Below are 24,403 nucleotides of genomic sequence, written 5' to 3'. Positions count from 1 at the left end.
CTTTTAAATTTTTAATTTACTTTTTACACCGCAGCACACCTTGCAACTGCTGTAATTGTAACTCAGGTTTCAACGTTTTGCCATAGCTGCTAAGCCGGCATTTAACTGTTAACAGGTTGATTGCTAATCAGTATTAACTATTGAGCAAAGCTTGTACCCTACTCCACTTTTATGCTAAAAAGGCAGTTTTTAATGTTATCGATAAACCAACTTTTAAACATCAAATTCTAATTTCAAAAAACCATGCCCTCATTCATTTTAAAGGGCCTTTTTTCTTATAAATCAAAGCTACAAATTAAAATTTAAATACTAAAAACATTAGCATTATTTTTTATAAAATAATTGTACTGATTACCAACAGATTACAAAGCGCACATTAAGTCATAATGGCAGTATTTTAACAACAAATTTGGCAGGCCTAAAACAAGCGTAGTTCAACCGCTTTTACTGGCTGGTAAAAACGATTGACTCAAAAGTTTTTCGGCTTATCAACCCGTTTCTACAACGCTATACAAATACCAATTGCAACAGAACTATTAGCGCCTATATTTGTCATTAAAGCCATATCTTATTATTTACCACCGCAACTCTAAGCTGCATGATTAAAACTGTTTTTATCACCAGTACCGAGCCGTATAGCGGCAAATCCATTGTTTCGCTCGGACTTATCAATATGCTTTTAGGCAAGGCCCAAAAAATAGGTTTTTTTAAACCCATTGTGAGCCGCCGTCCCGAAGAACATAAAAGCGACCATATACAAACGGTGCTCAAGTATTTCGACCTGCCTATCAGTTATGATGAGGCATACGCCTTTAGCTGGCAGGAAGCTATGCAGCAAAGCGAAAACGAAAGTCAGGGCGAGATGATTGATACCATCATCCGTAAATACAAGCAGCTGGAAGACAAGTATGACTTTACTGTAATTGAAGGCAGCGACTACCAGGGCGATGGTACCGCGTTTGAGTTTGACGTAAACGCATCTATCGCTAAAAACTTGGGAGCGCCCATTATTGCCGTTATCTCGGGCGAAAATAAAACGACAGCGCAAATTGTAAATGCGGCTATCACCGTGATACGTAATTTTGAAAGCCGCGAAATACAGGTACTGGCATTGGTAGCTAACAAAGTAAACAGCGACCAGATTGATGATGTACGGGAGTTACTCAACGCCCAGTTACCAGGCGCCATCATTATCGCTATTATACCTACTATGCGGGGCTTACTGGCCCCCACTATGAAAGAAATTTGCGAGGAGCTCCCCGACAGCAAATTACTTTTCGGCAAAGACCGCCTCAGCAACCAAGTAGATAATTTTGTAACCGGGGCCATGCAGGTACCCAACTTTTTAAACTTTATTAAAGAGAACGTACTGATTATTACCCCCGGCGACCGCGGCGATATCATTATTGCGGCGCTGCAAGCCAACTTGTCTACAAGCTATCCTTCTATAGCAGGCATTGTGCTTACGGCTGGTACAGAGCCCGAGGAGCCTATTATAAGGCTGATTAATGGTTTGCAGACGGTAGTACCCATTATCGCAGTAAAAACCGGAACATTCCAGACCACTACCCAGATAGGAAACATCCGCTCGCGCATTACCGCCGACAACACCAAAAAAATACAGCTGGCTGTTGATGTATTTAATAAATACGTAGATGTAGCCAAGCTGGACGAACGGATAGTAACCTTTAAACACAGCGGAGGTATTACCCCTCGTATGTTCCAGTATCAGCTCACTAACTGGGCTAAACGCCAGAAAAAGCATATTGTACTACCCGAAGGTAATGATGAGCGCATCTTGAAAGCTGCCGCACGTTTAATCAGCCAGGAGATTGTGACGCTCACCATTTTGGGTAACCCTGATGATATTACCGCCAACATTAAACGTTTAGGTTTAAACCTGGACGTTACCAAAATTAATATAGTTAATCCTGCCACGTCGGGTTATTACCAGGAATATGTAAATACGCTTTACGAACTGCGTAAAAACAAAAACGTAAACCTGGAGATGGCCACCGATATGATGACCGATGTATCTTACTTCGGTACCATGATGGTATACAAGGGCCATGCCGATGGTATGGTATCGGGCGCAGTACATACCACGCAACATACCATCAGGCCAGCACTGCAGTTTGTAAAAACCAAGCCGGGTACTTCGGTCGTGTCGTCTGTATTTTTCATGTGCCTGCCAGACCGGGTTTCTGTTTTTGGGGATTGTGCCGTTAACCCCAATCCTACCGCCGAGCAACTGGCCGAAATTGCGATATCATCAGCTGAGAGCAGTCAGCGCTTTGGTATTGAGCCGCGTATTGCGATGCTCTCTTATTCGTCGGGTACCTCTGGCGAGGGCGAGGATGTTGAAAAAGTGCGCCGTGCTACCGAGATTGTCAAAACCAAACGCCCCGACCTTAAAGTGGAAGGCCCGATACAATATGATGCGGCGGTAGACCCGATAGTAGGCAAAAGCAAGCTACCCGGCTCAGAGGTTGCCGGCCAGGCCAGCGTACTGATTTTCCCCGACCTGAACACCGGCAACAATACCTATAAAGCTGTACAGCGCGAGACTGGAGCCCTGGCTATTGGCCCCATGCTGCAAGGCCTCAACAAACCCGTAAACGACCTTAGCCGAGGCTGTACAGTAGACGATATTTTTAATACTGTTATTATTACCGCTATCCAAGCGCAAGAATGACAAGAAAAGTTTCCAGGATAAGAAGATAAAGTGAAGTGCATAAAAGCGTAGAGACCCGCCGTTGCGCTCGGGCCAGCGAGGGTCTGTGAGCAAACAGGTGATCACAACAGTTGAGCGTTTTTTTTTGCTTCTTTTTGGGCTATGCCAAAAGAAGTAGCCTCCACAGCAATGAGCGGACTGTAGTAAGTTAATCGATACTGAATTAAGTTATATCAGCACAATCGTTATTTAAGACAGGACAAAAACCTCACTCCTTTTAATAAACAAACTATCAATACGAACCATATACCAATGAACATCTTCGTTGTAAACTCGGGCAGCAGCTCTATCAAATATCAACTCTTTAAAATGCCGGCTACCGACCCGGTATGCAGTGGCCTAGTCGAACGTATTGGCTTAAGCAACCCTACCATTACCCACAAAGTATATATAGATGGTGACGAAAAAGTAATTAAGCTAACCCCCGAAGAACTGCCCGACCACGAGGCTGGCTTGAAAGAAGTAAACCAATTGCTTACCGGCGGTGATTGGGCCGTGATTAAAGACCCAGCAGATATTCAGCTGATCGGGCACCGTATTGTGCACGGCGGCGAAACTTTTACCACTACCACTATTATTGATGCAGGTGTGAAAGAGAAGCTGAAGAACACCTTCCAGTTAGCGCCCCTGCATAACCCGGCCAGCTATTTAGGCATCGAGGTAGCCGAAAAGATATTTACCAATGCCACCCAAATCGGTGTATTTGATACCGCTTTTCATCAAACGTTACCCGCTAAGGCCTACCGCTTCGCCATTCCGAACACCTATTACACCGACTTTAATATTCGCAGCTACGGTTTTCATGGCACCAGCCACAAGTACGTAACCGAGCAGGCTGCTGACTATTTAGGCAAAAACGATAGCAAATTCATCAGTATACATTTAGGTAATGGCTGTAGCATGGCCGCGGTTAAAAATGGGCGATCGATCGATACAAGCATGGGTTTTGGCCCACTGAGCGGCCTGGTGATGGGTACCCGTTCGGGAGATATTGACCCTACCGTTATATTTTACCTGGTAAACCAGTTAGGCTATGATATTGAACAGGTAAGTAATCTGTTGAATAAACGCAGCGGCATGGCCGGCCTTACCGGCTATAGCGACATGCGCGACATTACCAACGCCATTGAACAAGGCAATGAGGACGCCAAACTGGCTTACGACTTGTACGCTTACCGCATTAAAAAATATATTGGCGCATACGCCGCCGCTTTAAACGGACTTGATGCCATTATTTTTACTGCAGGCGTTGGCGAAAACGACGCTTTGATACGTGAGCTTATTTGTACTGATATGGATTACTTAGGCTTAAAGTTGGATACTGCTACCAATAAGGTACGAGCTAAAGGCATCCGTAAGATTAATCAATCCGATTCGCCGGCTAAGATTTTAATTATCCCTACCAACGAAGAGCTGGAGATTGCCCAACAGTGTTTCCAGATGGTGAGCAATAGCTAAGTTTGAAAGAGTTGACTAACTCAAAATAAATGATTAGGTTAGATATGCGTAATTACTAACCTAATCATCATGACTAAAACTCCTACTCTACAGCGCATCCATTCGATTGATATACTGCGCGGGCTGGTGATGGCTATTATGGCACTTGACCACGTTCGGGATTTTTTACACAATGATGCAGCCCTGCACGACCCATTGAACGTGCAGACTACCACGCCGGCATTGTTTTTTGCCCGCTGGATTACTCACTTTTGTGCACCAACGTTTGTGTTTTTGTCGGGCCTGTCCGCCGGGTTGAGCCGGCACAAACGCAGTTCAGCGGAAACCGCTTCATTTTTAATAAAGCGCGGGTTATGGTTAATTGCAGTTGAGGTATTAGTGATTACGCTCGGCCTCAGTTTTAACCCGTTTTATAACATGTTGTTTTTACAGGTAATCTGGGCAATTGGATGCAGCATGATTATACTGGGACTACTACTCAAAGTATCAGGTAAACTGGTTTTGCCATTAGGTTTATTGCTCATCATTGGGCATGATGCACTGAATTACATGCAACCAGTTAAGAGCCCGTTTGAGGCAGGACTGCTGCAGGTACTTTTTACTGCCAGGTTTTATATACTGCCCTTGCCTGGCAATCATTTTATCGTTTTTCTTTACGCCATATTGCCTTGGACAGGTATTATGCTATTAGGTTATGCCGTATCGGTTATTTATCAGCCCAACTATGCACCGCAACGCCGCCGAACTCAATTACTATACGGGGGGTTGGGCCTGTTAGCCTTCTTTATCCTCTTGCGTTTTACCAATACGTACGGCGAGCCACAGCACTGGAGTGTTCAGCGCACTGTAGTACGTACGTTGCTATCATTTATCAATGTAAGCAAATACCCACCTTCGCTATTATATACGTGTTTAACGCTGAGCTTTGCACTGATATTTCTTGCCCTGACCGAGTCTGTCAATAACGCGTGGTCGCGCATTTTAACAGTGTATGGCAAAGTGCCGTTCTTTTACTATGTGCTGCACTTTTTCATCATCCATACTATCACCGTTATTGTATTTTACACTTCGGGATATACGTCAAAAGATATTGCAAGCCCTAATGCACCTTTCTTATTCAGACCGGCAACATTGGGCTTTTCTTTAGGCATTGTTTACCTCATTTGGTTGAGTATTGTTGCAACACTGTATAAGCCCTGCAGATGGTACATTGGTTATAAGCAACGCCATCAAGACCAATGGTGGGTTAGCTATTTATAATAGCAGGATGACTAAAAAGTTACTATGAAACCGTTAACTCGCCGCGGATATCCGTTTCCATCCAGCGGGTAATCTCTTTAGGGTCGTCAAACTGGCTTAGCAAGTACATTGTTTTAGTAATGGCAGCTTCAAAGGTCATATCGTAACCATTGGCTACACCAATGTCTTTTAATGCCTTACTGGTTTCGTAACGGCCCAACTCAACAGTACCTACCTTACACTGCGAGATATCTACAATAACTTTACCGCTATCAATAGCTCCTTTTAGCAAATCAATAAACCATTGATCGGTAGTGGTATTGCCGGCACCAAAGGTTTCCATTACAATACCTCTAACGTCCGAGTTAACAATAGTGTCAACCACCTTAGGAGTAATGCCCGGATAAAGCTTTAACACCCCTACGTCATTCACCAGGTTTTTATGCACAATAAGTTCATCCTCACCAGCAGGACGGATATCATTAATACTGAACCGTAAATGCACGCCCGACTCGGCTAGTACCGGATAGTTGGGTGAGCGGAAAGCCTCAAATTTAGATGAGTTATATTTAAAAGCGCGGTTACCGCGAAACAACTTGTAATCAAAGTAAATACAAACCTCGGGCACACGTACTTTGTCGTTCTTTTTAGCTTTGGCCAGTTCAATGGCCGTCATCAGGTTTTCTTTAGCATCCGTACGGATGGCGCTAATAGGTAATTGCGATCCGGTAAAAATAACCGGCTTAGCCAAATTTTCGAGCATAAAACTTAAAGCTGATGCCGAAAATGCCATAGTATCCGAACCGTGTAAAACTACAAAGCCATCCACCTCATGGTAATGTTTCTGAATTAAACCGGCCAACTGTCCCCAAATAGCCGGACTCATGTTCGAAGAGTCGATAACATCTTCGAAAGAATGAACCATAATACGGCAGTTAAGGCGTTCCAGTTCCGGAACGTTCTCCATAATCTGCTCAAAGTTAATTGGCACTAAGGTTTTAGTCCTTGGGTCGGTCATCATACCTATTGTCCCACCGGTATAGATGATCAAAATCTGGCACATGTATAATTGGTTATGTTATAAAAATAAAAATCCTTATCTAAAAAATTGCATTTATACCCCAAAAATAATTTTGGAATTTTCGGTAGTAATGCGGGCTACTTCCTCTAAACTTACCTGGTGCAGATCGGCCACTTTTTGAGCTACGTACACCAGATACGAACTTTCGTTAGGCTTGCCACGGTACGGCACAGGGGTAAGATACGGAGAATCTGTTTCTAAAACTATATGTTTTAGGTCTATTTGCTCGACCACTTTATCTAAACCGCCATTTTTGTAAGTAACTACGCCACCTATACCCAACATAAAGCCCAGCTCAATAATTTGCTCTGCCTGCGCTAAAGTACCCGAAAAGCAATGAAAAATGCCTCTCAACAATTCGTCGTGCTCTTGTTGCAAAATAGCATACACCTCATCAAAAGCATTGCGGCAATGTATATTGATGGGCAGTCCGGCTTGTTTAGCCCAAGCAATTTGCTGCCTGAATGCTTGCTGCTGCTCGGCAATAAAAGTTTTGTCCCAGTACAGGTCAATTCCTATTTCGCCGATGGCATAAACCTTGGTTTGCTGTAAGGCTGTGTAAATAGTTTCCAACTCCTGTTCCCAGTTGGCTTTTACATCACAAGGGTGCAGGCCCAGCATTGGGAAACAATGCTGCGGATAAGTATTTACCATATCCATTACCTGGGGAATGCTGCCCGAATCAACATTTGGCAAAAACAACCTGCTGATGCCATTATCGAGGCAACGCTGCATCAAACCAGCCTTTTTTACCGGGTCGGTTTCATAGTATTGATGCGTATGTGTATCGGTTAACACCATGCTGCGAAAGTAAAAAGCCCTCTGTGGTTAACGGAGGGCTTTTTGATAATATTATTTACGGGTGACTTTTTTCTTAACCGCCGGCTTTTTAGCACCGGCTTTTTTTGGCGCTGCTTTTTTGCCTGCAGCAACCGCTGGTGTGACTGGCTTACCTTTACCTGCAATCACTTTTACCAACTCCACATCAAACCATAAAGGGCTATAAGGCTTGATATCATCACCGGCCCCACGCTCGCCATAAGCTAACTTGGATGGAATGATAAACGTTGCTTTCGAACCCTCGTTCAGCAGCAATAAACCTTCATCCCAACCCGGGATAACCTGCCCCCCGCCAACTACAAACTTAATGGGTTCATAATTACGGCCGGGCTGCTGTAAACCAGCCGATTGAGCTACCTCGGCAATGCTCGAGTCAAATACTTTGCCATCCAGCGTATGGCCAACGTAATTCACCATAACAGTGTCAAAGGGCTTTGGCTTACGGCCCGTTCCAGGTGCAGTGACAATATACTTTAAACCAGAAGCTGTAGTTACCGGAGTAAGCTTTTTATCAGCAATAAAAGCTGTAATTGACGGTACCTCCGCAGTACGCATTTTTTCGGCTAAAGCAGCCTGTTCGGTGCGCTGTTTTTCCATTGCGGCAGTTCGCTCGGCCATAGCCTCATCCATTGTCTGGATTTTTTGAATTTTGATACCAAAATTCAGATAGCTGCTTTTAGGTAAAAACGCCGGGCGGCTCTCTTCGTGTCCTGCAAATATCGAATCGGTAGGTACACGCACCAGTACGCTGTCATTTACGCTCAGCAAAGAGAAAACCTCCATTAAATCGGCTACGCTCTTAGAAGGTTGTACCTGTACTTTGGCAGGTTGCCCCATTTTATATGAACTTCCTAACAACGAGTCGCGGTCGTTTTTTTGGGTAAACTGGAAGGTAATTACATCGCCCACTTTTACTTTAGCACCGTTACCGGGCTTAACAATATTATAAAGGGCGCCTTTAGGAGTTTTGGTAAAGCCAGTTTGTGCAAAGCTTTGGCCTGCCGCTAATAAACCTAATACAGATAATACGAAATACTTTTTCATCACATAGCAAAAGGCCTCCTTAGCAAACTAAGAAGGCCGTAAAAATATTTAATTATTTAGAAGCTGGCTGTTGCATAGGCATTTGCGGCAACGCTGCTGGCTTTGGTGCATTAGGATCAGGATGCACAATGTCAATCAGTTCTACTTCAAACACAATTGGCGTAAACGGCGGAATTGGACCTGCTCCCTGCTGACCGTAAGCCAGTTTTGACGGTATAACAAAAGTAGCTTTCGAACCTTTGTTTAATAACTGTAAGCCTTCATCCCAACCTGGAATAACAGAACCCACACCCACTGCAATACGGATAGGCTTGTACGGGCGCATAGCGTTGTAAAGACCTTTGTTTGCCTGGGCTACCTCTTTAATGCTGGTATCAAATATTTTACCACCAATTAATTTACCGGTATAGTTAACCACTGCGCTATCGGCTTTACCAATTTTAGGACCTGATCCTTCTTTAGTAATTACATAGTATAAACCCGAAGCAGTTTTAGTAGCTTTCAGTTTATTATCATCCAGGTATTTTTGGATTTTCCCGGGCTCTGCTTTTTCCATTTTAGCAGTTTCGGTCTTAAATAATTCGGTTACACGGCCCTGAAAAACCTGATCACTCAGTTTACCTTTGGCTATCACTTTTTCGATTTTAACCTGGTAAGTTAAGTATTTACCTTTAAAATCTTTAGGGATGTGGTTACCAGCTTTTGCCGAGTCAATATTAACCCGGATAGTAGCACTATCGCCCTGGCTTAACAACAAGATACCGTTAACCACATCGCCTTTGTATTGTGGCTGTGGTACGGCAGTAATTACCGGCATGCCCTGGTCATAGCTATTGTTTAAAACTGAGTCGGCATCGTTTTTAACAACCAGGTTCATGACTACAAAGTCGCCAGCTTTAATGTTAGCGCCTTCTTTGTCTTCATGAATATTATATAGCAGGCCGCCATCGCTCTTTTTAAATCCGCTGTTACAGCTGGCAAAACCAATCGCTGCTACAGCCAAAAACAGAAAGTTTTTTTTCATTTTTTTATTGTACTAATAGTGTTTTGTATTCGGGTAATATATGTTTAATTTTCTCAATAACTTGCTGCAGCGACTCCTCTGAATGACCGCCTGCGGCATTGCGATGACCGCCACCGCTAAAATATTTTTTACAAATCTCGTTAGCCGGAAACTCCCCTTTTGAGCGTAATGATAGCTTTACTCTGTCAGGGCGTTCCACAATAAAGGCGGCCAGGCGTATACCGGTTATGGATAATGCGTAATTTACAATCCCTTCGGTATCGCCGGTAATGATGTTAAACTTCTGCAAGTCCTGATGGGTTACGCTGATGATGGCCGTATTGTATTCAGCTAAAACCTCGAGTTTATTAGTTAAGCAATGTCCTAAAAAACGCAGGCGGTTTTCGGACGAACTACTGTATACCAGTTCGTGAATGCGCCAGTTTACAGCACCGGCCTCAATTAAACTGGCCACAATACGGTGCACCGCAGCGGTAGTATTTGGAAACCTGAAAGAACCTGAATCTGTCATGATGCCGGTGTACAAACAGGTGGCAACATCGACATTAATCAGGTCGGGGCGTTTCAGCTCGTCGGTTATAAAACTGTATACCAATTGCGCAGTAGCACAGGCATTGATGTTCCAGTAACGGTAATCATCAAAATCTTCCGGCTCCAGGTGATGATCAATCATCACCTTTACGGCGCTGCTTTGGCGTACCAGTTCGCCTAACTCATTAATACGGGTAAGGGTATTGAAATCAAGACAAAATATCAGCTCAGCTTCGGCTACTAACTGGGCAGCCTGCTCTTTTTGCTCAGTGTAAATAATCACTTCTTCGTTGCCGGGCATCCACCATAAAAACTCCGGGTAATCGGTAGGGCTAACTACTTTAGCATGATGGCCTTGCTGTATTAAATAGTTGTATAAACCGAGCGACGAACCCATAGCATCGCCATCAGGCTTATGATGGGTAGTAATAACTATTTTTCGGGGCTGGTTTAAAAGCTGGCTAAGCGCGGATATATCTAACATCAACAACAAAAGAAGATGCAAATTTAAATAAATTAATGAATTACAAGTGATGCAAATTGTACAAAAAGCTTTAAGTTTCAATAACAAACCTTTACTTTTGCGCCAATTTTAACGCAAACATGGAAAACAACAAAACTTTCACCATGATTAAGCCCGATGCAGTTCGCAACGGTCACATCGGTGCTATTTTAGATCACATTGTTAAAGGTGGCTTCAAAATCACAGCAATGAAATACACTAAACTTACTGCCGAAAAAGCAGGCGAGTTTTATGCTGTTCACAAAGAACGCCCTTTTTACAATGGCTTAGTTAGCTTTATGTCTTCTGGCCCTATCGTAGCTGCTATACTGGAGAAAGACAACGCTGTTGCTGATTTCCGTACGCTTATTGGCGCTACCGACCCATCTAAAGCTGAAGCCGGTACTATCCGTCAGTTATTTGCCGAGTCTATCGAAGCCAATGCAGTTCACGGTTCAGATTCTGACGAGAACGCAGCTATCGAAGGAAGCTTCTATTTCTCAGCATTCGAGAAATTTTAATACCGAACTGATGCAGCCCAAAAGGCTCATTAAATAAAAAAGCCATCAATATTGCTGTTACTTAAATAGCTTTACTGATGGCTTTTTGATTAAAATACCGTATCCTTTTAGTGACTTTCGGCGTATTGCTTAAAGTTGTTTAAGATAGCCTGCCAACCAGCCCGTTGCATCTCTGCCGGGTTTTGATTTTCGGCTTCAAATGTTTCTGTTATTTCAGTTTCCATACCTTTGTTGGCAAAGGTAATCCGTACTTTTCTTCCGTCGCCTATGGTATAACTAATCAATTGGTGAAGTATCACTTCATCGTATACACCGCCAAAGTCAAACCCCACACTGCCATCTTTAGCTTCCATTCGCGCTTTAAATTCGCCTCCGGCAGTTAAGTCATTTTCGGCAAACGGCGTATGCCAATCATCTGATGCATTATTCCATTGTGTAATGTGTTCTGGCTTTGTCCAAAACTCCCAAACCTTTTCGGGGTTAGCTTTAACGGTAGCCGTTATAGTAATTTTAACAGAACTATTTTCTTCCATAATATCATGTATTGTTTAGATCGTTGTTGCACTAACCATTGGCAGGTATTTTTTATAATTATCAATAATCATCCAGATATTGATAGCCAGCAGCACCAAAGCTAAAGGTAAGCCCGAAGGTGCGTTAAAGATGTTAACCAAAAGTATTCCGACCATAACCGGCAAAATCATAATGGCTCCCAAAGCACGGTATTTATTAAAAATAACCAACACTCCGCCAACTACCTCTACAAAACCTACCAGCGGAATGAGCCAGCCTATTTGCATAAAGGCAGCCATTAACTTTTGCATACTGGCAGGCATGTCTTTAGGCATGGGCATGTAGTTGAAAAACTTGTTTAGCCCGGCGTTAATAAACATAAGCCCAAATAAAAGACAAACAACAAACAGGATCTTATTTTTCATGATTTATAAATTAGTTCGACGTATTGCTGCGCGAATAATCAATAAACACTAATCTCCCGGCTCACTTACACGCAGTGTGTTAACTACGCAAAATACTATAATATCTTAAAATATCAAGGCATGAAAAAGCCAACTGCTTTGTACCAGCTGGCTTTAAAATCAAAACTAAACTTAGTTTATAAAAATATAATCTCTTCCACCAAAGTATCGCCGGCTTCGCTGTTAATTTTTTCCATAATCTGCGAGCGTATAATCATCAATTCATTTTTCACTACGGATGATTCGATACGCAAAAACAGCTTTTTATTGTTGATAAATATTTCGCTGGTGCGGTTGGCCACAGGCTTGCCTACAATATCGGGCCAGGCAGCAATAATGCCTGTTTCATCAAACCGACGCTTAATTTTGTAAACATTAAGCATTTGCTCAATGGCCTGTTTCATGGTTTTGTCGTTAGCCTTACGCATAATAAAATAATGATTAGAAGTTTATTTATATGGGGCTAACCTCACCCTGTTGTACATCAAACAGTTTAAATGCTACATTGATGCGGTTAAAAATTTGTGTTACCCTGCCGGCACTGGTATCCGTAATAAATACCTGACCAAACTCGTGGTTAGATACCAATTGCATCAGCTTAGTAATGCGATGTTCATCTAATTTATCAAAAATATCATCCAGTAACAACAAAGGTTTAAATCCTTTTTGCTGCTGCAGGTAGCTATACTGGGCCAGTTTTAAAGCAATTAAAAAAGATTTTTGCTGCCCCTGCGAACCAAACTTTTTAAGCGGCATCTGGTGTATGCTAAAAAGCAAATCATCACGGTGGATACCGGTTGTGGTACGCTCCAGCACACGATCTTTCCCGGTAGATTTATTGAGCAGAGCGGCAAAGCCTTCGTGCAGTAACTGCGACTCGTATACCATAGCCACCTTTTCAACGTCATCTGTTAAAAATTGGTAGTACTGGTTAAAGATGCCCGTAAAACTTTCCATAAAGTCTTTACGCTTTTCGAAGATACGGGTGCCCGACGCTACCAGTTGCTCATCAAGCACTTCCAGCAAACCCGGGTCAAACCGGCCGGTTTCGGCTATGCTTTTAAGCAGCGCATTCCGGTTAGACAGTATTTTGTTATAAGTAATCAGCTCATCCAGGTACCGGTTGTCGGTTTGCGAGATTACGTTATCCACAAACTTGCGCCGCTCTTCGCTCCCCTCCATAATGATGCTTACATCATAAGGAGACACCATCACCAGCGGGAACAAACCTATATGATCTGCCAAACGCGGGTAGTCCTTTTTATTGCGCCTGAATAGTTTTTTTTGATTACGCTTTACCGAGCAGGCTACAGTTTCGTGCGCATCATTACGCTCAAACGTACCGTTGATGATAAAAAAATCAGTTCCCTGCTTTATTTGCTGGCTATCTATGGTGTTGAAGTAACTTTTACATAACGACAAATAATGTATGGCATCAAGCAAGTTGGTTTTGCCTGCGCCATTGTTACCTGTAAACACATTTACACCATCGCTAAAAGCCAGTTCGGCCTCGGCATAGTTTTTAAAGTTAATAACAGATAGATGCTGCAAATACATAGGGCGGGTTCAAAGGTAGCAATACGTTACAGGTTTTTGTAAAGTGACTAACTTTAAAATTAAAGCCTTTTATTTATTGTTTTAGATGTTGATAAAATTTTTAAAATAACCTATTTTTGCAAACTTAATTTTAGCATAGAAATGTCAAAGACGGAAGTGAATGCCAATGTTGCAACAGAACAGAAGACCGTAGTACCAACAGGTGGCTTTGTTAGAGAGAATCAAAAAAGCCTGTTATTTATTGGTGCTGCCATTATTGCATTAATTGCCGTATATATTGCCTACCAGAAATTATACCTGGCTCCGCGCGAAACCGAGGCTGCCAACCAAATGTATGTTGCCCAGGAGTACTGGGGTAAAAAAGAGTGGGACAAAGCATTAAAAGGCGATGCCAGCTACCCGGGCTTTGAAAAAATTATTAACGATTACAGCAACACCAAAGCTGCTAACCTGGCTTATTACTATGCCGGTACTGCTTACTTAAACAAAGGCGAATACCGTAAGGCTATTGATGACCTGAATAACTTTAGAGGTGATGACAATATGGTTGCTGCCGAAGCTTTAGGAAGCACTGGCGATGCTTATGTTGAATTAAAAGATTACGAAAAAGCCGAAACTTACTTTAAGAAAGCAGCCGATAAAGCCAGCAATAAATTTTTATCGCCTTTTTATTTAAAAAAATTAGGCCTAGTTTATGAAGCTCGCAATGACAGCAAAAGCGCTTTAGAAACCTACCAGAAAATAAAAACAGATTACCCTGCAAGTGCTGAGGCTCAAAACATTGACGCTTACATTGCACGTGCCGAAGCAAAACAATAATTGCCAGGTTACGTATAATTCGTTAATTGAAAATTTATAACCTGTTAATTAAACACCACTGGTATGGCTACCCAGCTTAAAAACCTGTCTGATTTTTCGAATACGACTGTTCCGTCGGCTGCGCCTTACCGCTTTGGTATTGTGGTTGCCGAGTGGAATGCGCAAATTACCGGTGCCATGTACGAGGGAGCTTACCAAAGTCTTATTGAGCATGGTGCTTTAACCGATAACATTCTAACCTATTCGGTTGCCGGCAGTTTTGAGCTGATTGCGGGTGCAGATTTGCTGTTGAGCAACAAACACCTTGACGCTGTAATATGCCTGGGTTGTGTGATACAAGGCGAAACCCGCCACTTTGATTTTATATGCGATGCTGTAGCTAACGGTATAAGCAACGTAAGTATAAAACATACCAAACCTGTGATTTTCGGTGTGCTTACTACCGATACCCAGCAGCAGGCAGCAGACCGGGCCGGGGGCAAGCATGGCAACAAAGGCGTTGAAGCAGCGGTAACCGCTATTAAGATGGCTGATATGGCTCAGCAACTAAAAAACTAACCGGTTGTAATTTTTAATAATTATTAACATGAAAAAAATTATTTATATCGGTTTTTTGGCGGCTTTGTTAAGCACCTTTGCTTCTTGCTCTAACAAACTGTGCCCAGCATACGGCTCATACCCTCGCCGTAGCCGCTAACATCAAATTGTCATTTTACATTCGTACATAAAACGTATTGCGCTTATAAATGTATTTTTGTTAAAAATATATTTCTTCCTATATGAATTGGATAGCGTTGGATAAGGCGAATCAGTTAGATGAGATTAAGCAGCAGCCTGGTTACAGCATCATTTTTAAACACAGCACCCGCTGTTCTATAAGCATGATGGCTAAACGCCGTTTTGAGTTAGACTGGGAACAACTGCCAGAAAACCTTCCTTTATACTTTTTAGATTTAATTAAGCACCGGGACATTTCTAACAAAGTTGCCGAAGACTTTCAGATCAATCACGAGTCGCCTCAATTGCTGCTCATTAAAAATGGCGAATGCATCCTTGATCAGTCGCACGGTGGCATTTCTGTAGACGAAACGCTCGAGATGGTGCAATAAGTTTGTGGAGCCAGGAACAAAGAGCCAGGAATCAGGTAGCATTCAAGACTTTTGAATTTTGCTGTCATTCGGGATAATTTGAAGGCGGTTTGTTAGGGCTTGGTTCTTACATCTAATCTAAATTACCTAAATTTGTTTTATGATTGATTTGCCGGTAATTCCTGCTAACCAGGTACAACGTAAGCCTGATTGGTTACGAGTTAAACTTCCTGTAGGTAAAGAGTATGCTCATGTGCGCAGCTTGGTTGATACACATAAGTTGCATACGATATGTGAGAGTGGTAATTGCCCCAATATGGGTGAGTGCTGGGGTGCCGGTACAGCAACTTTTATGATATTAGGTAACATCTGTACCCGCTCGTGCTCATTTTGTGCGGTTGCTACCGGCCGGCCATTAGCGGTTGACCTGGATGAACCTAATCGTGTAGCCACATCAGTAAAATTGATGCAGGTAAAGCATTGTGTTATTACCTCAGTTGATCGTGATGATTTAAAAGATGGTGGTTCTATTATTTGGGCCGAAACTATTAATGCTATCCGTCGCGAAAGCCCTGAAACTACTTTAGAAACGCTACTGCCCGACTTTAAAGGCAACTGGGATAACTTGGCGCGTGTGCTGGCTGTTCGGCCGGAAGTTGTATCGCACAACCTGGAAACTGTACGCCGCTTAACCCGCGAGGTTCGTATACAGGCTAAGTATGATCGCAGCTTAGAATGCCTGCGCCAGATAGCAGCCGCAGGCTTGCGTACTAAATCGGGTATTATGCTGGGTTTGGGCGAACAGGAAGAGGATGTGCTTGAAGCCATGCAAGATCTTTACGATGCCGGTGTAAATATTTTAACTTTGGGCCAATATCTGCAGCCTACACGTAGCCATCATCCGGTAATTGATTGGGTTACACCTGATCAGTTTGCTTATTATAAAGAAGTTGGTCTGCAAATGGGCTTTAAATATGTAGAAAGCGGACCGCTGGTTCGGTCTTCTTATCATGCCGAAAAACATTTGTTTGATTTATAGTGTTGTGCTCTAATATTTAGATACTTACCACATTTTGGGCAAAAAGCATAAACTATCACTAACTGAAGAGGAACTGGTTTCCGCCTTGCAGCGCCATGAAAAACGCGCTGCAGAAGCTTTATACGATATGTATTCGGCTTCGTTGTATGGCGTAATCTTCAGGATAGTTAATGACACTACTACTGCCGAAGATATACTTCAGGAAGCCTTTGTAAAAATTTGGCATTCATCATCATCCTATAATGTTGATAAAGGCCGTCTTTTTACCTGGATGATTAACATTTCCCGTAACCTGGCTATTGACAAATTAAGATCTAAAGATTTTAAGAACCAAAATAAAAACCAGGAGATTGAAAACAACGTAGGTTACATTGACACGCATAATAATACGGTGTACAAACCTGAGTTGTTGGGAGTGAAAGAGTTGGTTAATACGCTAAAACCTGAGCAAAAATCAATACTTGATCTAATTTACTTCAAAGGTTATACACATACCGAAGCTGCAGAAGAGCTAGGTATGCCGTTGGGCACTATTAAAACGCGCTTACGCACAGCTATACAGCAATTACGTAAACATTTTAATTAACATTGGAAGACGTTAAGGCATATATTGAATCGGGAGTTTTGGAACTTTATGTTTTGGGCGAGTTAAGCCCGGAAGAAAGGTTGCAAGTGGAAGATATGGCTGCTAAACATGCTGCTGTAAAAGCCGAGCTTTACGATATTGAACAAGCGATGACTATGTATGCTGATGCCAATTCTATTGAGCCTACTGAGGATTTGCGTAACCGCGTATTAAATAGTTTGCTTACCAATTTTGCGGACGACCGCAATTTCAAACCTAACAGTCGCGAAGCTGCTGTTATACCATTAAATACTCCGGGTAAACCTACTGTTAGCATTTTTTATAAATATGCCTTTGCTGCAAGCCTGCTTTTACTTTGTGTAAGTTTAGGCGCTTTAAGTGTTGTATATAAAAAGCTTGATCAGTCGCAAGATCAGTTGTTAAGTTTGCGATTGAGCGAACAAAAATATTCGCGACAAGTAAATTTGATGGATAATGAACTGAATGTTTACCGTGATCCAGCTTTTCAGTTTGTCCGTTTAAAAGGTACTACCAAGGCGCCAACTTCGGTCCTTACTGTAGCCTGGAACCCTAAGCGAAAAAAGGTAATGGTAGATATGCATGATGCCAAATTACCACAAACAGACTCCGGTCATCAGTATCAGCTTTGGGCTATTGCCAATGGCAAACCGGTAGATTTAGGTGTTTTTGACAAATTACCAGCCGATTCTGCCAATATGAAAGAGATGAAGGATATTGCTATTGCGCAAGCATTTGCCGTAACTATCGAACCTCGTGGCGGTAGTATAAACCCTACCATGGACCAAATGGTGGTTATGGCGAGCCTTTAATTATCCGGCCATCATTATGGAGTAACCCACTCCCCCATCCAAATATTTTTTTGGTCCACTTTAAAACGGGCTCTGCGATTACCTTCTTTGTTTAGCTGCAGATACTCCAGGAAATTTATAGTAAGAACAACTACTGCAAAGTTTTCATACCCTGACGCATCATTGTCGTCGAATTTTTTATCACCCAGATATTCTAAGCCGTTACCTTCTTCGTTCAATGGAGATGAAGGTGCTTGCTGGGTGAGGTAGTTACGCCTGCTTTTAAATCCGCTTTGCTGCCATTGCTGCCTGGCAATATCATCCTGGTAATGAATTGTAGCTTCAGCTTTTAATATAATCTGGATATAGTCGGCATCGTCATAATAAACGATGGTAATACTTGAATTACTTTTAATCTCGTTAACCTTTTCGGACCGTATATCAGTATGAAAAATGATCTGATTCTCATTAGGTAACGCCTCGCGTAAAACTACCGTGTAAGCATTGGGGTAACCTTTGGCAAAGTTACAGACAGTTATATATCTGCTGCCTGCCTTTCCTTGCTTTGCCTGTTGCAACTTTTCCCAGCTTTGTGCAAAGACGCCATCCAGTTTAGCCTCCATGTATGATTTAGATTATAAAAATTTTAGATTTTGTGTAACGTTTAGCCAACTGCTGCGTCTTATCATTACTTTAATTAGTATTTGTTGTTCTTTATAAGGTCAGTTAATAATAATAGGTCTGTTTACAAATACAACAGACCTATTATTTTTAAACCAACCTTGCTATACTGACTGGTACACGGGCAGCCACTTGTCCGGGCAGCACCACCTGTAAGCGGTTGGGTAATGCCAATTCATCCCCTGCTTTACCATGTAAAAATACCCCTATTAAACAAGCCTCTTCAGGTGAGTATTTTTGCGCTAATAGTGCTGTTATTATTCCTGTCAGTACATCGCCCATACCACCGGTAGCCATAGCAGCGTTACTGCTGCTGTTAAAGTAAAGTATACCGCTGGGTGTAGCTGTTATAGTGTAAGCGTTTTTAAGTACGATACAAATATTTAACTCTTGCGCCTTTTGCTTTAAGGTTTGCAAGCGTTGCCACCAGGTTTTGTGCTCGCCAAACAGACGGTCAAACTCTTTCATGTGAGGTGTTAATATACTACCGGCTGGCAATTGCTCAAGCAAGCGTGGATGTGCCGCAAGCAAATTTAATGCATCGGCATCTACCACTATAGGTTTGTCGTACTCATTTAATATGTATTGTAACAAAGCCAAAGCATCTTCATTTTTGCCTAAGCCAGGGCCAATACCAAGGGTGGTAAACTTGCTCAATTCCAGATCAGGCAGTTCATACTCGCGCCTCACAATGGCCATTACTTCTGCCTGGTAGCTGTTAAGCGCTGTCAGCCCGCTTTCGGGGATGCAAGCGGTAGTTAAACCGGCACCTGCATATACACAGGCTGAAGAACATAGCAAAGCAGCTCCCATGGTTTTTGCCTGGCCAGCTATCAATAATGCATGCCCATAAGTACCTTTATTGCTAAATCGCTTGCGGGGTATCAGCATTTTTTTAATATCACGCTCCTCAACCCATTGATAAGGAGACTGCAATGATTGGATAAAATCCTCGTTTAACCCAATATTTACAGTTTCCCAACACATTATATAATCACCGGACTCAGGCAGTAAAAAGTTAATCTTAGGTTGCTGAAAGGTAATGACCAGGTCGGCTTTCAATATCGTGCTCTCTTCTTCTATGTCGCCCTCCGTAAAAATGCCGGTGGGTACGTCAACAGCAACTACTGTTTTATTGAGGCTATTCAGGTAGGTGACTAACCTATCAAAATCTCCGCTTAAAGGTTTATTTAAACCGCTGCCTAACAAGGCATCAATAATAATGTCGCTGTTTTCGGTAAGGGTTTGATAGCCGGCAGGTAACTCCCGTACCGGGATAGACAGTGGTTGTAAACGTTGACGATTGGTTGTAAAATCATCAGAAAACTTTTCGGAAAAGCGTGCAATTTTCACATTGAGTTGCTGGTAACCATGTTCGCTCAGCAAACGGGCAATGGCCAAACCATCCCCACCGTTGTTACCGGTACCACAATACACCGTTATGCTTTGCCGCTTGTCCTGAAAATGATTGATAAACCAACTCACCCACGCTTTGGAGGCCCGCTCCATCAAATCAATAGATGATACAGCTTCGGTAGCGATAGTATGTGCATCCGCCTCGCGAATTTGAGCGGCAGTTAATAAGGGTAACATGTAAAGGTTAAGGAACAGGTATAGAGTTTTGTTTTCAGGATTAACATTCAGCCTAACTTTCCGATTTCTTTAAGCTTACGGGTGATATCCTGATTTTCATAATCGCAATTGGCAACTTCAATATTCAGAATTTTTCCATTAATCAAAAGTATCCTGACGTAGTCGGCTCGAGACCTGCCAAACCCTTCGGAAAAAGAATTAATGCTTGCTATTTCACTCCACTGATAACTACTGTTTTTCAAGAATGAAACTTTTTCATCATCCGCAGTTATCAAATATTCATTTTCTTTTCTCCTCAAGTATAAAACAAAGACTGTAAAAACAATAGAAAATATAACTATGGTAATTAAAAATGCCAAAAGATAATTTTGCTCGAAGTAGTTAGCGATCAGAAAAAAACAAACCGGACATATGCTGCAAACGATTAATATAATACGCATATAATTATAATCTTTTACTCTGAATACTACCATTTGTTTGTATCACCTAACCGAATGAATTTAGTTGATTTTTGAAGAAATTAATTGCTATAAACAGCACAAAAAAAGAGGCGCAAATTTGCGCCTCTTTTATATATAATCATGATTTTAATTTACACCTGAACCGGAATCAGCGCCATTTCTTTAGCCAAAAACTGACCGGTAAAGCTTTCTTTTACTTTACATAAACCTTCGGGCGTGCCTTTGTATAAAATCTGGCCACCACCCGAGCCGCCTTCAGGCCCCAGGTCAATCACGTGGTCAACTACTTTAATTACATCCAGGTTATGCTCAATTACCAGCACGGTGTTGCCTTTATCAACCAGTTGTTGCAATACGCCCAACAACACGTTGATATCCTCAAAATGCAAACCGGTGGTAGGCTCATCTAAAATATAGAAGGTGTTGCCGGTATCTTTTTTAGATAACTCGGTAGCCAGTTTAACACGCTGTGCCTCACCACCTGATAAGGTTAATGATGATTGCCCTAAAGTGATATAACCCAAACCTACATCATTCAAAGTTCTTACTTTGCGGTAAATGGATGGAATATGCTCAAAAAAAGCAGTCGCATCCTCAATGCTCATGTCAAGTACATCACTGATGGATTTACCACGATAACGCACTTCCAGTGTTTCGCGGTTATAACGTTTGCCGCCGCATTCTTCGCAAGGCACTTGTACATCAGGTAAAAAGTTCATTTCAATTACCTTCATGCCTGCACCCTGGCAGGTTTCGCAACGGCCGCCTTTAACGTTAAATGAGAAGCGGCCGGGTTTATATCCCCGTATTTTAGATTCGGGTAATTGCACATACAGTGCTCTGATATCGGAGAAAACACCGGTATACGTAGCTGGGTTGGAGCGCGGTGTACGGCCGATAGGTGTTTGGTCTATCTCAATCACCTTATCAATATTTTCCAGCCCTTCAATTTTATCATAAGGCAAAGGATGCTTTTTAGCCCTGAAAAAATGATGATTCAAGATAGGATACAGAGTTTCGGTAATCAGGCTGGATTTACCGCTGCCCGATACCCCGGTAATACCAATGAGTTTACCTAACGGAAACTCGACCGTCACCTTTTTAAGGTTATGGCCAGTTGCTTTTTTTAGCGTTAACGATTTGCCGTTACCCTTGCGCCGCTTTTTAGGAATAGCAATTTCGCGCTCTCCATTAATATATGATGTGGTAAGCGTATGCTTGCTCATCAATTGCTGTGGTGTACCTTCGGCCACTACTTGTCCGCCATGCACACCGGCTGCCGGGCCCATGTCAATTACATAGTCTGCCTCCAGTATCATGTCTTTATCGTGCTCAACCACCAAAACGGTGTTGCCTAAGTCGCGCAGGTTTTTTAGAGCTTTAATCAGACGGTCGTTATCGCGCTGGTGCAACCCGATACTTGGCTCATCTAAAATGTACATCACGTTCATCAATTGCGAGCCAATTTGCGTAGCCAAACGGATACGCTGTGCCTCGCCACCCGATAAGGTACGTGCGGTACGGTCTAAGGTCAGGTAGCTCAAACCCACATCCAGCAAAAAGCCAATGCGGGCACGAATCTCTTTCAAAATTTCGCGAGCGATAACATTCTGGCGCTCGTTAAGGCGCTCTTCCAGGTTAGTGAACCAATCTTGAAGGGTACGGATATCCATACAGGCCAGCTCAAAAATATTCTTTTGATCAACCTTAAAATGGAGCGATTCTTTCTTTAAACGCGCGCCGTCGCACACCGGGCAGGTTTTTAATACACGATAAGCTTCCATATCATCAGATATTTCTTCGCTCTTGCGCTCCTGCTGCTCCTCGAGCATACGAATGATGCCGTCGAACGTTACCTGATAGCTTTGTACATTCCATTTATTGTACTCTACCGCTACAGTAATAATTTCGTGCGAACCATTGAGGATAATATCCAGTTTTTCGCGCGGAATTTTCTCAATAGGTACCGATAACGAAAACTCGTACTTCTTTGCCAGCGCTTTCAATACCTGGAAAACCCAAGTCTCGCGGTACTCACCTATCGGCGCCAAACCGCCGTTCATAATGCTTAGTTTCGGGTTCGGAATTACCGAGCTTTCATCAACCACGAAAATGTAACCTAAGCCATCGCATTTATCACAGGCACCATAAGGCGAGTTGAATGAAAATGTATTGGGTTGTGGCTCGTCATATGATATCCCCGAAACCGGGTCCATCAAGAACTTACTGAAATAAGATACATTATTGTCCTTATCGGCAATCCGGATAATACCTTTAGCTGTTTTTAGGGCCGATTGCACCGAGGTATATAACCGCTTGCTATCTTTTTCGGTAACCACTAAACGGTCAACCACTATATCAATATCATGTATCTTGTAGCGGTCTAACTGCATTTTGGGTTCTACGTCTACAATAGTGCCATCTACGTATACTTTAAGATAGCCTTGTTTACGTATAGTTTCAAAAAGTTCGCGGTAATGACCTTTACGGCCTTTTACTACCGGCGCCAGTATGTTTACCGGCTCGCCGTCAAACTTTTCCATAATGTTGCGCAAAATCTGGTCTTCACTCATGCGCTCCATTTTTTGCCCGCTGATGTAGGAGTAAGCCTCACCCGCACGGGCAAACAGCAAACGCATAAAATCGTAAATTTCGGTAATGGTACCTACAGTAGACCTTGGGTTTTTGCTGGTTGTTTTTTGCTCAATGGCAATTACCGGGCTTAGGCCCGATACCTTATCTACATCCGGCCGCTCCATGCCGCCCATAAACTGGCGCGAGTAGGCCGAAAAAGTTTCCATATAACGGCGCTGCCCTTCGGCATAAATAGTATCAAATGCCAGTGACGACTTGCCGCTGCCACTCAGGCCGGTAATAACCACCAGCTGGTTGCGCGGAAAAGAAACATCTATATTTTTTAAGTTATGCACCCGGGCACCATACACTTCCACTTCACTTTGTTCGCCCAGATCAACAGTTTTTTCGCTCATATTGTATTTAGAAACAAGTATTAAACTTGTAAAGCACAGCTTAGTTTTGTTAACGCCGTAATTAGCTCAATTAGAGATGCAAATATACGAAAAAGGCCACCGCGCACAATGCACGGCAGCCTGATTTGCTCCGTATTTACTAAATATTTTAGTTTACTGACAAAACTTCGGACGGTTTCATGTTTGCCCAAACCTCATCATAACCATTTTCGACAGGGTAATCAATTACCTCTTTCATGGCAACCAGCTTGTAAATGTACATACCGGTTTCGCGGTTTAAGCGCATATAAAAGTAATTGCCTTTGTTTTTGTGGTTAATGGCTCTTTGCACCCGCGTTTCACCGGCATTAAATGCCGCAGCAGCCAGTGTCCAGTTGTCAAATTTATTGTACAACTCTTTAAGATACTTGCAAGCAGCAATAGTAGATTTACGGGCGTTTAAACGCTCATCTTTATGGCGGCCCACTTTAAGGCCATACTCACGGGCCGTTGCAGGCATAAACTGCCATATACCGGCAGCCCCCCGCGGCGAACGCGCATGGCTTTTAAAGCCTGACTCAAGCAACGGGATGTACTTAAAATCTTCGGGAATGCCATAAAGCCTCAAGATGGGTTCAATAACCGGGAACCATTTACTGGCTTTAGCCTGTAGCTCGTCTGTGTGCATCTCGTCATAACCATGCTTCCAGATAGAGTAATCAAGTTTACGCTTTACTTTAGCGTTATTTACAGGCACCTCCTCATCGGCAAAGTTGAGAGGGGCAGTTTCTTCTGTACTTTTCTTAACCTCAAATATGTTAAAAAGAACAGGACTGTTTTTCAATGGCTT

General features: G+C 42.6%; 24 protein-coding genes. 10 read left to right on the top strand and 14 right to left on the bottom strand.

Annotation, left to right across the window (positions count from 1 at the left end; all coding sequences use genetic code 11):
• The first annotated feature begins 598 nt into the window (after positions 1-598).
• The 3 genes from pta to AAGR14_RS01495 all read left to right on the top strand — a co-directional run bounded on the left by pta (position 599) and on the right by AAGR14_RS01495 (position 5,452).
• Positions 599-2,695 (top strand): phosphate acetyltransferase, encoded by a 2,097-nt coding sequence (gene pta / locus AAGR14_RS01505; RefSeq protein WP_342646826.1) that lies wholly within the window; start codon positions 599-601, stop codon positions 2,693-2,695.
• A 291-nt stretch (positions 2,696-2,986) separates the two neighbouring features.
• Positions 2,987-4,192 (top strand): acetate kinase, encoded by a 1,206-nt coding sequence (locus AAGR14_RS01500; protein WP_342646825.1) that lies wholly within the window; start codon positions 2,987-2,989, stop codon positions 4,190-4,192.
• Between the two features lie 69 nt (positions 4,193-4,261).
• Entirely contained in the window at positions 4,262-5,452 is a 1,191-nt protein-coding gene (locus AAGR14_RS01495; RefSeq protein ID WP_342646824.1) for a heparan-alpha-glucosaminide N-acetyltransferase domain-containing protein, read from the top strand.
• Positions 5,453-5,474: 22 nt separating this feature from the next.
• On the opposite strand, the gene AAGR14_RS01490 is transcribed toward AAGR14_RS01495, so the two are convergent.
• The 5 genes from AAGR14_RS01490 to AAGR14_RS01470 are packed head-to-tail and all read right to left on the bottom strand — an operon-like array spanning position 5,475 to position 10,435.
• Positions 5,475-6,494 carry a type I asparaginase gene (locus AAGR14_RS01490; RefSeq protein ID WP_342646823.1) on the bottom strand — a complete coding sequence of 340 codons (1,020 nt, stop codon included), beginning with the start codon at positions 6,492-6,494 and terminating at the stop codon, positions 5,475-5,477.
• A 51-nt stretch (positions 6,495-6,545) separates the two neighbouring features.
• A complete protein-coding gene (locus AAGR14_RS01485; protein ID WP_342646822.1) occupies positions 6,546-7,313 on the bottom strand; it encodes a TatD family hydrolase in 768 nt (255 codons plus the stop codon).
• Positions 7,314-7,364: 51 nt separating this feature from the next.
• Complete coding sequence (locus tag AAGR14_RS01480; RefSeq protein ID WP_342646821.1) at positions 7,365-8,396, bottom strand: FKBP-type peptidyl-prolyl cis-trans isomerase; 1,032 nt, start codon at positions 8,394-8,396, stop codon at positions 7,365-7,367.
• Positions 8,397-8,448: 52 nt separating this feature from the next.
• Positions 8,449-9,420, bottom strand: a complete 972-nt coding sequence (locus AAGR14_RS01475; RefSeq protein WP_342646820.1) for an FKBP-type peptidyl-prolyl cis-trans isomerase — start codon at positions 9,418-9,420, stop codon at positions 8,449-8,451.
• A gap of 4 nt (positions 9,421-9,424) precedes the next feature.
• Positions 9,425-10,435 (bottom strand): bifunctional oligoribonuclease/PAP phosphatase NrnA, encoded by a 1,011-nt coding sequence (locus AAGR14_RS01470; protein WP_342646819.1) that lies wholly within the window; start codon positions 10,433-10,435, stop codon positions 9,425-9,427.
• Between the two features lie 119 nt (positions 10,436-10,554).
• Between AAGR14_RS01470 and AAGR14_RS01465 the strand changes: the two genes are divergently transcribed.
• On the top strand, positions 10,555-10,974 hold the full coding sequence (locus tag AAGR14_RS01465; RefSeq protein ID WP_342646818.1) for a nucleoside-diphosphate kinase: 420 nt from the start codon (positions 10,555-10,557) through the stop codon (positions 10,972-10,974).
• A gap of 107 nt (positions 10,975-11,081) precedes the next feature.
• Here the strand turns inward: AAGR14_RS01465 and AAGR14_RS01460 are convergent, their stop codons facing one another.
• The 4 genes from AAGR14_RS01460 to AAGR14_RS01445 all read right to left on the bottom strand — a co-directional run bounded on the left by AAGR14_RS01460 (position 11,082) and on the right by AAGR14_RS01445 (position 13,508).
• Entirely contained in the window at positions 11,082-11,507 is a 426-nt protein-coding gene (locus AAGR14_RS01460) for an SRPBCC family protein (protein ID WP_342646817.1), read from the bottom strand.
• A 15-nt stretch (positions 11,508-11,522) separates the two neighbouring features.
• Positions 11,523-11,912, bottom strand: a complete 390-nt coding sequence (locus AAGR14_RS01455; protein WP_342646816.1) for a DoxX family membrane protein — start codon at positions 11,910-11,912, stop codon at positions 11,523-11,525.
• 176 nt (positions 11,913-12,088) lie between these two features.
• Positions 12,089-12,379, bottom strand: coding sequence for a DUF721 domain-containing protein (locus AAGR14_RS01450; protein WP_342646815.1), 291 nt, complete (start codon positions 12,377-12,379; stop codon positions 12,089-12,091).
• A 25-nt stretch (positions 12,380-12,404) separates the two neighbouring features.
• Entirely contained in the window at positions 12,405-13,508 is a 1,104-nt protein-coding gene (locus AAGR14_RS01445; protein WP_342646814.1) for a DNA replication/repair protein RecF, read from the bottom strand.
• A gap of 141 nt (positions 13,509-13,649) precedes the next feature.
• Between AAGR14_RS01445 and AAGR14_RS01440 the strand changes: the two genes are divergently transcribed.
• The 6 genes from AAGR14_RS01440 to AAGR14_RS01415 all read left to right on the top strand — a co-directional run bounded on the left by AAGR14_RS01440 (position 13,650) and on the right by AAGR14_RS01415 (position 17,870).
• The gene (locus AAGR14_RS01440) at positions 13,650-14,327 is read left to right on the top strand and encodes a tetratricopeptide repeat protein (protein WP_342646813.1); all 678 of its coding nucleotides are present in this window, start codon (positions 13,650-13,652) and stop codon (positions 14,325-14,327) included.
• A 63-nt stretch (positions 14,328-14,390) separates the two neighbouring features.
• Positions 14,391-14,885, top strand: coding sequence for a 6,7-dimethyl-8-ribityllumazine synthase (gene ribH / locus AAGR14_RS01435; protein WP_342646812.1), 495 nt, complete (start codon positions 14,391-14,393; stop codon positions 14,883-14,885).
• Positions 14,886-15,106: 221 nt separating this feature from the next.
• Positions 15,107-15,436, top strand: a complete 330-nt coding sequence (gene ytxJ, locus AAGR14_RS01430; protein WP_342646811.1) for a bacillithiol system redox-active protein YtxJ — start codon at positions 15,107-15,109, stop codon at positions 15,434-15,436.
• A gap of 139 nt (positions 15,437-15,575) precedes the next feature.
• Positions 15,576-16,454: a lipoyl synthase gene (lipA, locus tag AAGR14_RS01425; RefSeq protein WP_342646810.1), complete on the top strand. Its 879-nt coding sequence runs from the start codon at positions 15,576-15,578 to the stop codon at positions 16,452-16,454.
• Between the two features lie 34 nt (positions 16,455-16,488).
• On the top strand, positions 16,489-17,040 hold the full coding sequence (locus AAGR14_RS01420; RefSeq protein ID WP_342646809.1) for a sigma-70 family RNA polymerase sigma factor: 552 nt from the start codon (positions 16,489-16,491) through the stop codon (positions 17,038-17,040).
• A 2-nt stretch (positions 17,041-17,042) separates the two neighbouring features.
• Positions 17,043-17,870, top strand: coding sequence for an anti-sigma factor (locus AAGR14_RS01415; protein WP_342646808.1), 828 nt, complete (start codon positions 17,043-17,045; stop codon positions 17,868-17,870).
• Positions 17,871-17,884: 14 nt separating this feature from the next.
• Here the strand turns inward: AAGR14_RS01415 and AAGR14_RS01410 are convergent, their stop codons facing one another.
• From AAGR14_RS01410 to AAGR14_RS01390, 5 genes are all read right to left on the bottom strand, one after another.
• Complete coding sequence (locus AAGR14_RS01410) at positions 17,885-18,472, bottom strand: pyridoxamine 5'-phosphate oxidase family protein (protein WP_342646807.1); 588 nt, start codon at positions 18,470-18,472, stop codon at positions 17,885-17,887.
• A gap of 148 nt (positions 18,473-18,620) precedes the next feature.
• Positions 18,621-20,123: an NAD(P)H-hydrate dehydratase gene (locus AAGR14_RS01405; RefSeq protein ID WP_342646806.1), complete on the bottom strand. Its 1,503-nt coding sequence runs from the start codon at positions 20,121-20,123 to the stop codon at positions 18,621-18,623.
• 47 nt (positions 20,124-20,170) lie between these two features.
• A complete protein-coding gene (locus AAGR14_RS01400; protein ID WP_342646805.1) occupies positions 20,171-20,422 on the bottom strand; it encodes a hypothetical protein in 252 nt (83 codons plus the stop codon).
• A 293-nt stretch (positions 20,423-20,715) separates the two neighbouring features.
• The gene (uvrA, locus tag AAGR14_RS01395) at positions 20,716-23,574 is read right to left on the bottom strand and encodes an excinuclease ABC subunit UvrA (RefSeq protein ID WP_342646804.1); all 2,859 of its coding nucleotides are present in this window, start codon (positions 23,572-23,574) and stop codon (positions 20,716-20,718) included.
• 148 nt (positions 23,575-23,722) lie between these two features.
• Complete coding sequence (locus AAGR14_RS01390) at positions 23,723-24,397, bottom strand: lytic transglycosylase domain-containing protein (RefSeq protein ID WP_342646803.1); 675 nt, start codon at positions 24,395-24,397, stop codon at positions 23,723-23,725.
• Between the last annotated feature and the right edge of the window lie 6 nt (positions 24,398-24,403).

Origin of the sequence: Mucilaginibacter sp. CSA2-8R (genome assembly GCF_038806765.1) — a bacterium.
Classification (GTDB): Bacteria; Bacteroidota; Bacteroidia; order Sphingobacteriales; family Sphingobacteriaceae; genus Mucilaginibacter.
Note: the sequence above shows the minus strand (reverse complement) of the source record. Positions and strands in the feature narration are given on the sequence as shown.

What these genes read in the sequence shown, in the direction of transcription:
- AAGR14_RS01490 (WP_342646823.1), bottom strand. Translation starts at nt 6,494, where the DNA reads ATGTGCCAGATTTTGATCATCTATACCGGTGGGACAATAGGTATGATG.
- AAGR14_RS01445 (WP_342646814.1), bottom strand. Translation starts at nt 13,508, where the DNA reads ATGTATTTGCAGCATCTATCTGTTATTAACTTTAAAAACTATGCCGAG.
- AAGR14_RS01475 (WP_342646820.1), bottom strand. Translation starts at nt 9,420, where the DNA reads ATGAAAAAAAACTTTCTGTTTTTGGCTGTAGCAGCGATTGGTTTTGCC.
- AAGR14_RS01495 (WP_342646824.1), top strand. Translation starts at nt 4,262, where the DNA reads ATGACTAAAACTCCTACTCTACAGCGCATCCATTCGATTGATATACTG.
- uvrA (WP_342646804.1), bottom strand. Translation starts at nt 23,574, where the DNA reads ATGAGCGAAAAAACTGTTGATCTGGGCGAACAAAGTGAAGTGGAAGTG.
- AAGR14_RS01440 (WP_342646813.1), top strand. Translation starts at nt 13,650, where the DNA reads ATGTCAAAGACGGAAGTGAATGCCAATGTTGCAACAGAACAGAAGACC.
- AAGR14_RS01455 (WP_342646816.1), bottom strand. Translation starts at nt 11,912, where the DNA reads ATGAAAAATAAGATCCTGTTTGTTGTTTGTCTTTTATTTGGGCTTATG.
- AAGR14_RS01410 (WP_342646807.1), bottom strand. Translation starts at nt 18,472, where the DNA reads ATGGAGGCTAAACTGGATGGCGTCTTTGCACAAAGCTGGGAAAAGTTG.
- AAGR14_RS01460 (WP_342646817.1), bottom strand. Translation starts at nt 11,507, where the DNA reads ATGGAAGAAAATAGTTCTGTTAAAATTACTATAACGGCTACCGTTAAA.
- AAGR14_RS01485 (WP_342646822.1), bottom strand. Translation starts at nt 7,313, where the DNA reads ATGGTGTTAACCGATACACATACGCATCAATACTATGAAACCGACCCG.
- AAGR14_RS01470 (WP_342646819.1), bottom strand. Translation starts at nt 10,435, where the DNA reads ATGTTAGATATATCCGCGCTTAGCCAGCTTTTAAACCAGCCCCGAAAA.
- ribH (WP_342646812.1), top strand. Translation starts at nt 14,391, where the DNA reads ATGGCTACCCAGCTTAAAAACCTGTCTGATTTTTCGAATACGACTGTT.
- ytxJ (WP_342646811.1), top strand. Translation starts at nt 15,107, where the DNA reads ATGAATTGGATAGCGTTGGATAAGGCGAATCAGTTAGATGAGATTAAG.
- pta (WP_342646826.1), top strand. Translation starts at nt 599, where the DNA reads ATGATTAAAACTGTTTTTATCACCAGTACCGAGCCGTATAGCGGCAAA.
- AAGR14_RS01405 (WP_342646806.1), bottom strand. Translation starts at nt 20,123, where the DNA reads ATGTTACCCTTATTAACTGCCGCTCAAATTCGCGAGGCGGATGCACAT.
- lipA (WP_342646810.1), top strand. Translation starts at nt 15,576, where the DNA reads ATGATTGATTTGCCGGTAATTCCTGCTAACCAGGTACAACGTAAGCCT.
- AAGR14_RS01465 (WP_342646818.1), top strand. Translation starts at nt 10,555, where the DNA reads ATGGAAAACAACAAAACTTTCACCATGATTAAGCCCGATGCAGTTCGC.
- AAGR14_RS01480 (WP_342646821.1), bottom strand. Translation starts at nt 8,396, where the DNA reads ATGAAAAAGTATTTCGTATTATCTGTATTAGGTTTATTAGCGGCAGGC.
- AAGR14_RS01500 (WP_342646825.1), top strand. Translation starts at nt 2,987, where the DNA reads ATGAACATCTTCGTTGTAAACTCGGGCAGCAGCTCTATCAAATATCAA.
- AAGR14_RS01450 (WP_342646815.1), bottom strand. Translation starts at nt 12,379, where the DNA reads ATGCGTAAGGCTAACGACAAAACCATGAAACAGGCCATTGAGCAAATG.